This is a genomic window from Rheinheimera metallidurans, from assembly GCF_036983985.1.
GTDB lineage: Bacteria > Pseudomonadota > Gammaproteobacteria > Enterobacterales > Alteromonadaceae > Alishewanella > Alishewanella metallidurans.
Genome location: NZ_JALAHQ010000004.1, coordinates 138,075 through 152,820, shown reverse-complemented (window position 1 = coordinate 152,820; position 14,746 = coordinate 138,075). Strand labels below are relative to the sequence as shown.

Genomic DNA, 14,746 nt, shown 5'->3' with positions numbered 1-14,746 from the left:
ATACTGACTAGATTTTTTAACATGCTAGACTGAGTTATGCGAGAGTAAAATGTAAAGCGTACCTAATGAAGCATATTAGACAAGGGGGTGTGATGAAATGGCTGCTGCTTACTATTGTATTAGCACTTGCTGCATGTGGCGGGGCAGAGCCAGTAGACACGGTTACTGATGCGCCGACAATTTCTGTACCTGTAGTTCCGGTTCCACCTCCCGTTTCTTCAAGTTCTACTGCCGAAAAACATGCGGCTCGTTTGTTACAGCAAGCGACATTTGGCCCTACATTTGCTGATATAAAGCACACCTCAACGTTAACCACACAGCAGTGGCTAGATGAACAATTAGCGTTGCCGGCAACCTTACATGTGCCCAATACGCCAGATGTGGTGGGTAAAAGCCATGTCTCTCACTATACTCGGGTAGAAGGCTGGCTGAATGTTGCCTTACATAGCCCCGATCAATTGCGGCAACGCGTTGCCTTTGCGCTAAGCGAAATTCTGGTTACCTCAAGATACCACCCTAATATTGAATTACAGCCGCTGGCGCTGGCTAACTATTACGATATTTTGGTAAACCATGCTTTTGGCAACTACCGTGATTTACTCGAAGATGTGGCAAAATCACCTATTATGGGTACGTATCTTAGCCACATGGCAAATGAAAAACCGGATGCGGCACGTAATATTCGTTCGGACGAAAATTTTGCTCGTGAATTATTACAATTATTTAGTATTGGCCTAGTTGATTTGAATTTGGACGGTACGCCAATACTGAATAACAAAGGTCAAGTGATACCTAGTTATGATCAAACTACGATTGAAGCCTTTGCTCGGGTATTTACCGGTTGGAGCAGTGACAGCCCCTATTGGAATGTCAGTAAAAAGGACTATTTTAAGCCGATGTTAGCGTTTGAAGCGCATCATGATACAGCAGAAAAACAGTTGCTAAACGGACAACTTTTACCCAAAGGACAAAGTGCACAACAGGATTTAACCGATGCCTTGGATAATATCTTTGCCCATCAAAATATCGCGCCCTTTATTAGTAAACAGCTTATTCAACGTTTAGTTACCTCTAATCCGTCACCAGATTATGTTGCACGAGTTAGCCGTGTGTTTAATAACAATGGGCAAGGAATAAAAGGTGATCTCGCCGCGGTTGTAAGTGCCATTTTACTTGACGATGAAGCGCGGCAGCTGCCGCAATATCAGCAAGAAAATTTCGGTAAACTAAAAGAGCCACTATTAAAAACAACCCATTTGTGGCGAGCCTTAGAGGCTGAATCCATAACCGGCCGACTTAATACGGTAACCTTAGAAGATACACACGGTCAGGCGCCACAACAGGCGGCATCGGTATTTAATTTTTTTCGCCCAGATTATATGCCTAATGGCCAGCTGCAGCAGCTGGGTATGAGTGTGCCAGAAGCACAAATATTGACCGATGATTTACTATTAGAAATGCAAAATTTCTTTCACACTGCGATTAATCTAAGTATTAAAGGCCAAGTTGCTAAACCTAATGAATTTCAGATGTTATTAGATTTTGGCCCGCTGGCAGCACTACTAACCGAGCGGGGTACGGGCGCATTGCTAGATAGATACAGCTTACTCTTTTTTGCAGGTGACATGCCCGTCGCGTTAAACACGTTATTGCTTAGTACGGAACAACAGTTGCAAGAATTAAATGCCGAACAACGCGCCGCTACTTTATTGTATCTAGTGTTTATTTCACCCGATTACGCGATACAGCTTTAACGGAGACTGTTATGACAGTAAATAGCCGACGTAAATTTCTTTCGCAATGCCTGCGCGGTGGCCTAGGCGTTGCGGCACTATCAGCAATGCAGTTGCGATTTATGCAGTCGGTGCTGGCTGCAGAGCAACAGCCCTTTAACGATTACAAAGCGTTAGTATGTATATTTTTGTCTGGTGGTAACGACTCGCTTAACATGTTAATACCGCAATCAGGTGAAAGTTTACAGTTTTACCAACAGGCTAGGCAACAGTTAGCGATATCGGGCGCACTAGCGCTGCAGCCTAAGCATAGCGTTGATGATGGTATTGCGCTGCACCCATCGCTGGCGCCCTTATTACCCTATTTTGAGCAGCGCAATCTGGCCATAGTGTCTGCTGTTGGTAGCTTGGTGCAGCCAATAACAAAAGCTGAATATTTGTCAGCGAGTGCAGTAAAGCCGCAACATTTGTTTTCGCACAATGATCAGCAAAATACTTGGATGCGCGGTCGAGAGCCAGAAATTGTCAACCATGGCTGGGGTGGGCAAATGTTAGAGTTGCTATACCAGCAGCCTGATTTTGCTAGCTGTATTAGTTTAGCCGGCAGTAATTTATGGCAGAGCGGGCAAGCTATTAATCCGTTTGGCCTTACCAGCGCGGGTGTACCAGAGTTGCAAGCGAGCCGAAAGTCAGACCTGAGGTCTAATGTTATACGTCAAGCGTCACGGTCGTTAATGGGTTCGCAAACACATGCGTTGGGCCAGTATTATGGCAAAATAAATGAAAACGCTGTTGAGCGCAGTATTGTGATACGCCAAGCACTGCAACAAGCACCTGAGTTTACTGAGTTATTCCCCAGCGGTAATACGCTGGCGGCACAACTACGCAAGGTCGCGCAACTTATTAGTGCTAAAGATAGCCTAGACGTTAAGCGGCAGGTATTTTTTGTCCGTATGGGCGGCTTTGATACCCATGGTGATCAGTTGCAGTTACATCCGGTGTTGTTAGCTAAAGTGGCTGAGGCAATGGCTGGGTTTCAGCAGGCCATTGAAGCCAGCGGTAATAGTAATAATGTGACTAGTTTTACTATGTCTGATTTTGGCCGCACGCTTAGTACAAACGGCAACGGTACTGATCATGGTTGGGCTGGCCATCAACTGGTTATGGGCGGTGCGGTAAAGGGCGGCGATATATATGGCGCAGTGCCGCAACAACGGCTTGGCGGTGATAGAGACGTTGGCGCTGGCCGTATTATTCCTAATTTTGCCAATGAACAGTATTTTGCTACCTTGGCGCAGTGGTTTGGCTTAACCACCGCGCAAAGTTTACAACTGTTTCCTAATCTAGCGAATTTTAATCAAACCAACCTAGCTTTTGTATGATAAGCCTTTATTGCAAAATAAACTCATCAAGCGGTTTGGTAGTAAGTTTACTTATTTGGCGAAACATATAAATAATAGCGCCAAATAACATCACCATACTAGGTAGCACAATAATCGGATAGCTTAACCACGTCATGCGCCCTAGCTCTTCAGCGTATGCCGTTGTGCCGGGTTGGCTAACCACAATAGCTTTCGCCAGCACGTAGTTTAATACCGCCGACATAAAAAAAGATGCGGCGACAATATAACCCGCTTTGGCCATACGACGTTCAAACTCAGCGCTGTTATTTTGCGTTGCCAAGGCTTGATACAACTTATCGGTATCCAGTAGCTCCGGGTTGATTAGAAGTTTTTTTACAAACGGGAACCGTGTGTATTGGCTAGCAAGTACAATAATGCCAATTAACGCCGGAATAAGTGCTTCTTTAATCGCAATGTAAGCTGGGTCTAATTGCAATAAACTTATGCCACCGGTCAGTAATACGCTAACAATACCTAGTACTGAGAAAAAATTTACTTTTCCAGACTGCTTTAATTCCCATACACCAAATAGCAGTGGAAACGCCAATGCTACGACTACCGAGCCAACGGGGCCAAGCATGTCTTCACCGCTAAAGCGGCTAAGAATAATCGCGGGTATAATTACGTTAAGTAGTAAATTACTAAAAAAACCTGATTTTTTTGGCTTTTTGGTTACGGTTTCTGGCTGCGCTGACATAAAGGCATAGTTCCTTAGCTGGATATCTGCAGTATAACAAGGAAGCGTATTTTGCTTAAGGTTTTACTGCTCACGATAACTGACCAAATAACTCTGCCAATGCCGCACGATTACGCCGCGACATAGTTAGCACAGTACCGCATTTTAAAATAACATCGGCATCGCCTTTGTCACCAGGTCGCAGCTCAACGATATCGCTTTTTCGTACGATGCTAGAGCGGTGAATACGGGCAAATATCGCTGGGTCGAGTTTTTTCTCAATTGCCGCCATTGTATCGCGCAACAAATAGTTTTTTTGTTGTGGATACACATGAATATCCACGTAATTACCCGCACTACTAATCCAGCTAATATCGCTTACTTCTACTATGCGTAGCCGGCCCGGATCGCGAATTGTCAGGCGGCTAACATACTCCGGCGCAGTGTCGTTCGGTTGATTGCTATTTAAACGCTGGATAATTTTACCGCAGGCCTTCAGTAACGCCTGTTGAAAGCGCTCGGGGCTGAACGGTTTAAGTAAATAATCGACCGCGCTTAACTCAAAGGCGTTTACGGCGTACTCAGCATAAGCACTGCAAAAGATCACAGCGGGTTTGTTGGTGAGTTGCTTAAACACACTTAAACCGTCTAGCCCCGGCATTTGTATGTCAAGAAACACAATATCAGGCTGATGCAGCTCTGCTAAACGCAATGCATCGTTACCGTTATCGGCTTCTGCCGTTATTTCAAATTGCTGCTGTTGGCTCAACAGGTATTTAATGCCAGCCCTGGCTAAAGGTTCGTCGTCCACTATTAAACAGCTTAGTTTCATATCCGACTCAAAGTAATTCAAACTCACAACGCAGAGTGGCGCTATATGTGCGGTTAAGTTTTGGATTTGGCTTAGGTATAACCAAAGCGGGGCCATATTCTAGCAAACTTAGACCAAAGCGAATAGCTTTTACCATCAGTTATGTATGTATAGCTGAGGTATTTAACAAATAAATACAGTTTTACTGCTGAAATCAGCTGTCCCCCGTTTTATCACAGCATTAGCCGCACTGACGTATTTGTGATGGATTTACGTTGAAAACACTCGTAGCGTCAGCGACGAAAAATCCATAACAACGATATTCGTCCACACAAAGGCGTCTAAGAGGAACAATATGCAAAAGTCTTTTGTTAGCAATGCCGTACGCATTGCGGTGCTTGCGGCACCGATTGCCACACTGGGTTTCACTACAACTGCTCGCGCGCAGGAAGAAACCGCCAAAGTAGAACGCATTGAGGTTACGGGCTCCCGCATTCAGCGTCAGGATATGGAAACCGCATCGCCCGTTACGGTTATTGATGCTGCGGCGATTCGCATTGAGGGCTTCACCTCAGTTGATCAGTTACTGCAAGCACAAACCTCAATGGCCGGTGCTGCTGTTGGCTCTACTACCAATAATGGTGCTGATGGTGTAGCGCAAGTTGATTTACGCGGTATGGGCTCACAGCGCACGTTAGTGCTGTTAAATGGCCGTCGTATGGTGAACTCGGGTTCAGGTGCCGATAGTGCGGTAGACTTAAATGCCATACCCGTTGCTATGATTGCGCGGGTTGAAATACTAAAAGATGGTGCATCTGCGGTATATGGCTCTGACGCTATTGCTGGCGTGGTAAACATTATTACCAAAAAAGATTTTGACGGTATTCAGTTAGACTTAAATGGCAGCAGCACCGACAAAGGTGATGGCGAAACGGGAGAAGTTAGTGCGTTATATGGTTTTAGCACTAAGCGTGGTAATTATACCTTAGGTGCGGCGTTCTCACAGCGTGAAGGGGTTATTCAATCGGATCGTGATTGGACTGAAGTGGGCGATAGCTCGTTTATTCCTACTGGTACTTTAGGTGGTAAGGTACAAAATGCCGATGGCGATTGGGTTGCACGTGGTGCTGGTTACGACTTCACCAAAGATAGCTGGTATCAAACACCAAGCAAGCGTTATAGCCTGTTTGCAAACGCGGTACAGGAATTTGATAACGATTTAGTGTTTACTGCTGATGTGTTGTACACCAAGCGTAAATCTGATCAACAGTTAGCTCCACAGCCAGGTGATATTATGCTGGGTGTTTGCGGTGAGCCAGGTGTTGATGCCGTTAATTGTATTGGTTTAACACCAGCAATGGTTGCCGGTGGCGTAGCCGCTGATAAAACCGGTCGGATCAATTACCGTCGCCGTACGAATGACGTTGGCGCGCGCGTTTATCAGCAAGATACTGACACTTTGCGTTTATCAGCAGGTTTAGCCGGTGAGCTAAATGTACATACTGGTATGAACTGGGATCTGTCTTACACCTACGGTAAAAATAAAGCTGATACCTCAGTTGCGAACTCGATAAACGCCGTAAAAATGGAAAACTCTATTTACGCTAATCAAGCCGCATGGTTTAGTGGCGCACCGCTAACAGGCGCCATTATTAACGATATTGGTTATTTAGAGCAGGCTGACGGTGGCAACGCACAGCATATTGCTGCTGCTGTTCTAAGCGGTGACTTATTTGATTTAGAAGCTGGCGCGGTAGGTTTTGCTATTGGTGCAGAATATCGTCGCGATAGTGGTTTCTTCAATCCAGATCCGGTTATCGTTGCGGGTGAAGGTACAGCGGCGCAGCAAGACCCAACTAACGGTAGCTACAATGTTGTTTCGTTTTATCAAGAGGTTAGTGTACCTTTTAGCGATAAATTAACCGGTGAATTTGCGCTGCGTTTTGATGATTACTCTACGTTCGGCAAAGCCAGTACTTGGAAAGTGGGCTTATCCTACAAAGCGAATGACGAACTAATGCTGCGTGCAGTAGCGGCAACAGGTTTTCGCGCACCTAACGTAAGTGAGCTATACGGTGGTAATACCGGTTCTTACGATTATTTAGACGACCCATGGGGTAATGAGCAAGATCCACAAATCTTGGTAAATTATACCTCTGATAGCAATATCAAGCCTGAAGAATCTGAATCATTTACTGCTGGTTTTGTGTTATCACCAGCGCAAATTGAAGGCTTGTCGATGACAGTCGACTACTGGCGGTTCAAAGTCACTAATGCGATAACGCGCTTAGATGCACAAGCCGGTTTAGATAACTGTTTTGCCGGCGATGTTACTGCCTGTGAAACCTTTAGTATTACATTAGCGGGTGACTTGTCTAACTTTACTAATCCACTTACTAACGTGGGTAGCCAAGATACCAGTGGTATTGATGTTAACTTTGCTTACCGTTTTGATGGCTTAGGTTTAACCTGGAATATCAATAACGACACAACGTGGTTGTTAGAATTTAAGCAAGACGGTATCGATTATACTAATACTATTGATGGTAACTACGGTGGTTATGCTGAACTGCGTAATAACTTTAGTATTCAAGCTGGCCAAGGCGATTGGAGTGTAACTTACTTTAACCGTTATATTGGTAAAACAGATTATTTGGCAGACGGTTCAAGAATTGATGCCAAGTTATACCATAACGTATCAGCAAACTATTTTATCTCTGACGGTTTCAGTGTATCAGCCGGCGTGAAAAACCTAGCGGATGAAAAACCATCTTTCGTTGCTAATGGTAGCGATGGCGGCACTGTACCAGAAGTATTTGATACTATTGGTCGTCAAATCTTTGCTGGCGTAAGCTACAAGTTCTAATTCTGCTATTAAATAAAAAAAGCCGCGATTGTCGCGGCTTTTTTGTTTTTAGCTATTTATTCTTCGGCATATCGTTATCGCTGTTGTAATAAAACAGTATTGAGTACCAGTAAATAACGCGTTAGTGTGGAGAAAATTTCACAACTAAGGCACAGATATGGATCATTATGCAGCGTTACGGGCCAACGTAAGTTTATTAGGTACTAAACTTGGCGAAACTATTCGTGGCCAGCTTGGTAATGCAGTGCTAGAGCGGGTAGAGCAAATTCGTTTGTTATCTAAAGCTGGGCGTAAAGGCGAAGAACTACAAGCCGAGCAATTAAAGCAGGTGCTGCGTAGTTTAACGGACGACGAATTATTGCCGGTAGCGCGCGCATTTGCGCAATTTTTAAATTTAGCTAACCTAGCGGAGCAACACTACACCATTAGCCGTATTGGCCAAGCCAGTATTGAGAAACCCGAACCTTTGCAAGAGCTGTTTAGTTTACTAGACAGTAAGCAGTTAAATAGCGCAGCGGTAGAGCAAGCCGCCGCCAACTTATCTATTGAGTTAGTGTTAACCGCACATCCTACCGAGGTGTCGCGGCGTACGTTAATTCATAAACTCACCGAGATTGCCGGCTGTCTAAGCGAGTTAGAGCAAGATTTAACGACGCAACAGCAGCAAAAAGTTGAAGTGCGCTTAAGCGAGCTTATTGCCCAAGCTTGGCACACTAATGAAATACGCGAACAACGGCCAACACCAGTAGATGAAGCAAAATCGGGCTTCGCTGTAATTGAAACCTCGTTGTGGTTTGCCGTACCCGACTTTTTACGCGAACTAGATACCAAACTCATTGATGCAACCGGTAAAGGTTTGGCGCTCAACGCCGCGCCGGTGAAGTTCTCGTCGTGGATGGGTGGAGATCGTGACGGTAACCCCTTTGTTACCTCTAAAGTTACCCGCCAAGTTTTGTTGTTAAGCCGATGGAAAGCTGCCGATTTATTTGCGCAGGATATTGATTTACTTAGTAGTGAATTGTCGATGTATCAGGCGAATGATGCTCTGCGAGCTGTCATTGGCGATGTCAGTGAGCCTTATCGTTTGCTATTAAATAAGCTACGCACAGGCTTGCTGCAAACCCGAGATTGGTTAACAGAAGCGTTAAAACATGACCGCTTGCAGCGCCCACAAGATTTAATTTGGCATAATCAGCAATTACTGACGCCACTGTTGCTGTGTCATCAATCGTTGTTAGATTGCAACATGGCTGTAATAGCCAATGGCAAATTGCTGGATACCATACGTCGTGCCTATGCTTTTGGTTTAACGTTGTTAAAACTAGATATTCGCCAAGATGCTGACCGACATGCGCAGGTATTTAGTGAACTTACCAAATACCTTGGCTTGGGGGATTATGCCGCTTGGGATGAAGCTGCACGTCAAGCGTTTCTATTAACTGAGCTGGCTAATCGCCGGCCGTTGTTTCCGACAACATGGCAGCCGTCGGCTGAGGTGCAAGAGGTGTTAGATACCTGCGCTACCATCGCTCACCATGGTAGTGAAGCGCTAAGCACCTATGTTATTTCTATGGCGGGTAAACCGTCCGACGTGTTGGCTGTGCAGTTGCTGTTAAAAGAAGCAGACGTTAGTTTCAGCATGCCAGTAGCACCCTTGTTTGAAACCTTAAATGATTTACAACATGCACCAGATTGTATGCGTAAGTTGCTGAGTATTGACTGGTATCGCGGTTATATTAACGGCAAACAAGAAGTGATGATTGGCTACTCTGACTCGGCAAAAGATGCCGGCGTGTTTGCTGCCGCATGGGCCCAATACAGTGCGCAAGAAGCGCTAGTAGCCATTTGTCAGCAAGCTAAAGTGCGGCTTACGTTATTTCATGGTCGTGGCGGCACTATTGGTCGTGGCGGTGGCCCAGCGCACGCGGCTATTTTATCGCAACCGCCCGGTTCCTTAGCCGGTGGGCTTAGGGTAACTGAGCAGGGTGAAATGATCCGCTTTAAGTTTGGTTTACCTAAGTTGGCCGAACGCAGTTTAGCGCTGTACGCCAGTGCAGTGTTAGAAGGAATGTTGCTACCACCACCAGTACCAAAGCAAAGCTGGCGCGATTTTATGCAGCAGTTGGCCGATGATTCCTGCGAGGCGTATCGTGCAGTGGTGCGACATAATAAAGATTTTGTGCCTTATTTTCGTGCTGCTACACCTGAGCAAGAGCTGGGCCAATTACCATTAGGTAGTCGGCCAGCCAAGCGTAACCCTACTGGAGGCGTTGAAAGCCTGCGTGCTATTCCGTGGATTTTTGCTTGGTCGCAAAACCGCTTAATGCTACCGGCTTGGCTTGGCGCTGGTAGTGCGCTAGCAAAGGCGGTACAACAAAATAAAACCGCTTTACTAGATGAAATGCAGCAACAGTGGCCGTTTTTTGCTACCCGAATGTCAATGCTAGAAATGGTGTACGTAAAAGCCGATGCCGAAATTGCGGCCTATTACGATAAAATACTGGTCGGCGCTGAGCTAAAACACCTAGGTGAAAGCCTGCGGCAACAGTTAGCGACGGATCGAGAGTTACTGCTGCAGTTAATTCATAGCGAAACGTTAATGGTAAAAGAAAGTTGGATCCGCGAATCTATTATATTGCGTAATACTTATATCGACCCGTTACATATTTTACAGGTTGAATTGTTGCATCGGGTACGGCACCAGCCGGAGCGGGTAAACCCAATGATTAGCCGTGCACTAATGGTGACTATTGCCGGTATTGCCGCAGGCATGCGAAATTCGGGCTAGGGGGTCGTTAGTTACTGAGAAAACGCGCCTAATCTGCCGTTTTTAAGCGGCATAATTTTACCCAAGTCGGATGATATTATCTGGGCCACGCGCAGGCTTATTTGGAACCGGTTACGGTTATTCTGGCTGGTTGGCTGTTGTTCAATGAGTATTTGGTTTTGTTGCAACTGGTGGGTGCATTGTTGATTATTGTTATATAATTGGATTTAGCGTTACAGAGCAAGGGGGCGTGATGGTGAGGTTTGTTATAAAAAAGTATAATTGACATCATGTTTTTGTGGTGATACTTTGAGTGTTATTCTATTTATAAATCTAAAAATATAATCAAGGAATACACCATGAAGCTAACTAAATTTTTTTTATTGCTAGGTAGCTTATTGTGCTTTTCGGCCACTAAAACAGAAGCAATGCCACTACCTGACTGTACAGAAACAGTCTGCAGCGATATTTTTCATAACAAGAAATTGGCTAAGGCTACAGTAGTGGTTTGGGGGCAAAAGGGAATTATCACCTCTTACTCATTTGATTTGGATAGCTCGGCAGTCCAGGGCCGCACGTTTTACAGCTCTGGCTCAGTCTTGACAACCTCCAGTGATACCAATCCTACAGCTCCCTGCGCTGCTGGCAATTGCTCTTCATCGTCCAGCACTACCTACCAAACACCAACCACAATTATAACTGTTACAGTAACATACACATATTTTAACGGTGAATTAATTGATGTGGGTATATCAAGAACAGTAGTACCTAAACCGTCAGACATGGAAAGATAAACAGCCTCTGATAGAGGTGCTGCGATATAAACCGGCTAAAGCATAATACTAAGCCGGAATAAAACGCATTAACTGTGTGGCACAAAATCCAGCACTGTGGCGTTAATGCAATATCTTGGCTGGCCATTAGGGCCGTCGTCAAAAACATGGCCTAAATGGATGCCTGAAGTCGCTGAGCGTAGCTCGGTGCGTTGCATACCAAAGCGATTATCTGGTCGCTCGTTCACTGCGCCGTCAATACTTTTGGTAAAAGACAACCAGCCGGTGCCTGAATCAAAACGGTCGCGCGTATCAAATAAGGCTGCGCCACTTAACTTATCAATAAATACACCGTCGGGAGTATTTTTGAAAATTTCATATTGCTGACAAAACTGACCATCAGTACCTTCGTCAAAAGCAATATTAAACGCCTCGCTATCACCTAATTTAAACTTGCCTAGCAGTAAATAAAAATCGCTGGGGCTTAAATAGCCTTGGCGGCCAAATACTTCTTTGCCCTCTTGTAGCAAAATAATAGTTGGTGTTGCCCAAGTAGGCGACTTAAGGCTAAGGCCGCTAAGTTGATTAGCAAAGCGAAAACTAAGCGGAATGTCGCCACTGTATTTGCTGGCAACATCGGCCTTAAACTTTTCGCAGTATGGGCAATAATTTTCAGAATCTATAACTAAAATATGTTTGCCAATAAGCAAGCTGCTGTTGTCTGTGGGTGCGGCTTTTTTAACTGTAGTATTAGCAAAACGTACGCCAGTGGCATGGTCTGGGCAATAGCCATTAGGGTTATTTGCCAGATAATTCTGATGATACGCCTCTGCCGGAAAAAACTGCTTTAGCGGCTTAATTTGCGTGGTAATTTTACCAAACTTAGCTTGGTTTAATAGTTGTTGGTACGCTGCCATTACCTGCTGTGCGGTGTCAAACTGCGCGCTGCTGTTAGTTAAGATAGTAGAGCGATACTGTGTACCAATATCGTTACCTTGACGGTTTAGCTGCGTTGGGTCATGCATTTCAAAGTAGTGCTGTAGCAGCCGCTCTAGGCTAATTTCAGCTGGGTTAAAGCTTATTTGTACTACTTCCGCGTGATTCTTTGGGTTATTTTTATTACGTTGCTCAGTAATGGCTTTATAGGTCGGCTTTACGCCGTCGCCATCGGCGTAGCCCGCAATAGCATCAATTACGCCGGGAATGGCTTCGAAGCGCTTTTCTACGCCCCAAAAACAACCGGCACCAACAACAATAGTGTCTAAGTGGTTGGTTGCTGGCATGGATTCTGGGTTAGCTTGCACAGCGCTAGTTAGCAGCATTGCACCGCCGCATACTATGCTAAGAAATTTAAATATCGGCATAAGGCTTTTCCCCATCTATTGGCTTATCTACGCTAATAGACAGAGAAACGATCATTTGGCTTTCAATAATTAAAGCATTTAGCCATATTAAACTGCGCTATAAGGCCATTCATCGTGAAAAAATCACGCTATTTAACCTAAGGTTATTTACCGTTAAACATTAAACGTAATAAGCTATTTGGTGCGATCACGTATTTATGTATTAGCAATGTTACTAGCATGGTTAACGTAACAATTAAGCTAAAGCCAATAATGGGTGCGATATTGTAATTTATTAGCCATAAACCTAATAACACCACAATAAGATGGTGGAATAAATATACGCTGTACGATGCTTCTGATAAAAAACGCCAGAACCGGCTACCACGCTTAACTAGGTAGTTAAATAAGCTAAAGCACAAGGCTACGCTTAACCAGCACAATAATGCTCTGCTATACAAAGATACTGATTGCCAAAGCATACCCGTACCTTGATTAATAAAATAATGCGTTGTGGCAATCAGCGCTAAAGCAACAACGGCATAAATTAGTTTAATATTACTAAATTGATTCAACCACTTAGGGCTGCTGTATAAAGTTAAGCCGAACAGAAAAAACGGTAAGTACGATAATAATTCGTATAAGTCAGTGATACCAAGCCAGCTATCGTACATAGGTACGCCGAGCACTTTTAAGAGTATTAAACCACCGGGGTATAACGAAATTAAAGCGATAAAAACCGGTAAGGGCAGGCTGTTAACCGCTAAGGTATTAATTTTAATACATAGGCGGCGTAGCGGTGCCACGCTGTAGCCTAAACAAAGCAGTAAAATAAATATAAACAAATCGATTAAAAACCAAAGATGTTGCACCCAGCCGCCACTTATTAAATAGTTAGGTACGCTTTCTGATATCCAACCAAAATGCTGTAGCAGGTAAGCTTGAAATACGTTTAAAGTAATGGCGCTAATAAGTAACGGGATCAGTAATCGTTTTGTACGTGAGCGGAAAAAAACGGCATTACCGTAGCGTAAAATAAACATGGCGCAAAAAAAGCCAGAAACCACCAAAAAAGCCGGCATGCGAAAGGTTGATATGATGCTAATTAGGTAGGTAAATAACGACGAGCTTTCTGGTGCATGTAGCAACCAAGATTGTTGCGGGTTGTAAAGTTGGCCAGCATGTAACACTATACCTAGCATCATTAATACTGCGCGCATAACATCCAGATAATCTATCCGGCCGGTATCCTGTTGCATGGTATTGTTACTCCTTGTAACAATCTGCGTTGACAAACTTAATTAAGCCTCAAGCAAATAATAATAGTAAAAAACAGCGGCAGTATAAACGCTCTGCTGGCTTAAGTGAACTTAGCGTTAGAAAATAGCCAGAACTGTGACTTCAGTTAACAATTTGTGGCAAGTAATTTTAACGCTATATTGCCGTTTATGCCGAGTTAGTTTTAACGATGGCTAAATAAATTGCTGTTTGGTCTTCATGCGATGAGTAATAACTAACGTAAAGCGTATCACCTTGCAACACCATGCCGGCGTAGCTGCAATCGCCACTAGAGGGCAGCGTAAGGGCTTCAGTTAGGCTACCGTTTACGGCATCAAGCCAACATAAGCTAGTACGCACTTGTTCATCATATAAGCGCACACAGGCCAGCAACTTACCATTAGGTAACTGCAACCATTGCGGCCCACCAATACGACAGCCAATATCCTGCCATTGCCATTGTGTATATGGCGGTACGCTTTTACCAAATAAACCATTGTCTGGGTCGCGTCTAAGCAAGCAAAGTGCTGTGCCATCGTGCGCAAATAATAAGCCGCTTTCGTTAGCGTAACTGCCTTGATAAACATCGGTTATCGGTTGAAATTGTCTAGCGTCGTCGCTTTGGTATAAGCGAACAAAACGCGGCTGGCCAATACCGTAACCCAAGGCATACAGTTTTTGCTGTTGCCATGTCATGCGCCACAGCCAGACGTTTTTTTCACCAACTGGCTCAGGTGCCGACCAATGAATACCGTCGTTTGAGCGCCAAATGTAGGACTGATGGCTATAGCTACTGCGATCGTGCAACGCCCCAGCGCCAAGTAGCAATAATGTACCATTAGGGGCAATGCTAAACTTTGCATCACGTAAATCGGCATCAACGGCATTTATTAACGCTTGGCTAAGCCAGCTAGTACCGTTGTCAGTTGAGCGTAAAATACGAAAAGCGCCATCGGTAGAAATGTGGGCGCTACCTTCACGAAATACACACCATAATGCGTTATTAAAATAAACGAGATCGGTAAACGCATTATGCGGCGCTTGTTGCCAAATACGACGAGCTGCAATGAGTTGCATTATAATGTGCTCCTTTCTC

At 44.6% G+C, this 14,746-nt stretch carries 10 protein-coding genes; 5 read left to right on the top strand and 5 right to left on the bottom strand.

All coding sequences use genetic code 11. The features are described from left to right. Positions 1 to 65 precede the first annotated feature (65 nt). The gene (locus tag MN199_RS12565; protein WP_335739653.1) at positions 66 to 1,754 is read left to right on the top strand and encodes a DUF1800 domain-containing protein; all 1,689 of its coding nucleotides are present in this window, start codon (positions 66 to 68) and stop codon (positions 1,752 to 1,754) included. 11 nt (positions 1,755 to 1,765) lie between these two features. Beyond that, positions 1,766 to 3,115, top strand: coding sequence for a DUF1501 domain-containing protein (locus MN199_RS12560; protein ID WP_335739652.1), 1,350 nt, complete (start codon positions 1,766 to 1,768; stop codon positions 3,113 to 3,115). A 7-nt stretch (positions 3,116 to 3,122) separates the two neighbouring features. Here MN199_RS12560 and MN199_RS12555 read toward each other — a convergent pair whose 3' ends face one another. Both MN199_RS12555 and MN199_RS12550 read right to left on the bottom strand, forming a co-directional pair. After that, complete coding sequence (locus MN199_RS12555) at positions 3,123 to 3,833, bottom strand: VC0807 family protein (protein WP_132580853.1); 711 nt, start codon at positions 3,831 to 3,833, stop codon at positions 3,123 to 3,125. Between the two features lie 70 nt (positions 3,834 to 3,903). Further along, the gene (locus tag MN199_RS12550) at positions 3,904 to 4,644 is read right to left on the bottom strand and encodes a LytR/AlgR family response regulator transcription factor (RefSeq protein ID WP_335739651.1); all 741 of its coding nucleotides are present in this window, start codon (positions 4,642 to 4,644) and stop codon (positions 3,904 to 3,906) included. Between the two features lie 334 nt (positions 4,645 to 4,978). Here MN199_RS12550 and MN199_RS12545 point away from each other — a divergent pair, with 334 nt between their 5' ends. From MN199_RS12545 to MN199_RS12535, 3 genes are all read left to right on the top strand, one after another. Continuing rightward, positions 4,979 to 7,489 (top strand): TonB-dependent receptor plug domain-containing protein, encoded by a 2,511-nt coding sequence (locus MN199_RS12545; RefSeq protein ID WP_335739650.1) that lies wholly within the window; start codon positions 4,979 to 4,981, stop codon positions 7,487 to 7,489. Between the two features lie 157 nt (positions 7,490 to 7,646). Beyond that, positions 7,647 to 10,277 carry a phosphoenolpyruvate carboxylase gene (gene ppc / locus MN199_RS12540; RefSeq protein ID WP_335739649.1) on the top strand — a complete coding sequence of 877 codons (2,631 nt, stop codon included), beginning with the start codon at positions 7,647 to 7,649 and terminating at the stop codon, positions 10,275 to 10,277. A 338-nt stretch (positions 10,278 to 10,615) separates the two neighbouring features. Further along, positions 10,616 to 11,050, top strand: coding sequence for a hypothetical protein (locus MN199_RS12535; RefSeq protein WP_335739648.1), 435 nt, complete (start codon positions 10,616 to 10,618; stop codon positions 11,048 to 11,050). 68 nt (positions 11,051 to 11,118) lie between these two features. On the opposite strand, the gene msrA is transcribed toward MN199_RS12535, so the two are convergent. The 3 genes from msrA to MN199_RS12520 all read right to left on the bottom strand — a co-directional run bounded on the left by msrA (position 11,119) and on the right by MN199_RS12520 (position 14,727). Next, complete coding sequence (gene msrA / locus MN199_RS12530) at positions 11,119 to 12,393, bottom strand: peptide-methionine (S)-S-oxide reductase MsrA (RefSeq protein WP_335739647.1); 1,275 nt, start codon at positions 12,391 to 12,393, stop codon at positions 11,119 to 11,121. 143 nt (positions 12,394 to 12,536) lie between these two features. Further along, positions 12,537 to 13,631, bottom strand: a complete 1,095-nt coding sequence (locus MN199_RS12525) for an acyltransferase family protein (protein ID WP_335739646.1) — start codon at positions 13,629 to 13,631, stop codon at positions 12,537 to 12,539. A gap of 187 nt (positions 13,632 to 13,818) precedes the next feature. Beyond that, on the bottom strand, positions 13,819 to 14,727 hold the full coding sequence (locus tag MN199_RS12520) for an exo-alpha-sialidase (protein WP_335739645.1): 909 nt from the start codon (positions 14,725 to 14,727) through the stop codon (positions 13,819 to 13,821). Positions 14,728 to 14,746: the final 19 nt, after the last annotated feature.

What these genes read in the sequence shown, in the direction of transcription:
- MN199_RS12565 (WP_335739653.1), top strand. Translation starts at nt 66, where the DNA reads ATGAAGCATATTAGACAAGGGGGTGTGATGAAATGGCTGCTGCTTACT.
- MN199_RS12560 (WP_335739652.1), top strand. Translation starts at nt 1,766, where the DNA reads ATGACAGTAAATAGCCGACGTAAATTTCTTTCGCAATGCCTGCGCGGT.
- MN199_RS12555 (WP_132580853.1), bottom strand. Translation starts at nt 3,833, where the DNA reads ATGTCAGCGCAGCCAGAAACCGTAACCAAAAAGCCAAAAAAATCAGGT.
- MN199_RS12550 (WP_335739651.1), bottom strand. Translation starts at nt 4,644, where the DNA reads ATGAAACTAAGCTGTTTAATAGTGGACGACGAACCTTTAGCCAGGGCT.
- MN199_RS12545 (WP_335739650.1), top strand. Translation starts at nt 4,979, where the DNA reads ATGCAAAAGTCTTTTGTTAGCAATGCCGTACGCATTGCGGTGCTTGCG.
- ppc (WP_335739649.1), top strand. Translation starts at nt 7,647, where the DNA reads ATGGATCATTATGCAGCGTTACGGGCCAACGTAAGTTTATTAGGTACT.
- MN199_RS12535 (WP_335739648.1), top strand. Translation starts at nt 10,616, where the DNA reads ATGAAGCTAACTAAATTTTTTTTATTGCTAGGTAGCTTATTGTGCTTT.
- msrA (WP_335739647.1), bottom strand. Translation starts at nt 12,393, where the DNA reads ATGCCGATATTTAAATTTCTTAGCATAGTATGCGGCGGTGCAATGCTG.
- MN199_RS12525 (WP_335739646.1), bottom strand. Translation starts at nt 13,631, where the DNA reads ATGCAACAGGATACCGGCCGGATAGATTATCTGGATGTTATGCGCGCA.
- MN199_RS12520 (WP_335739645.1), bottom strand. Translation starts at nt 14,727, where the DNA reads ATGCAACTCATTGCAGCTCGTCGTATTTGGCAACAAGCGCCGCATAAT.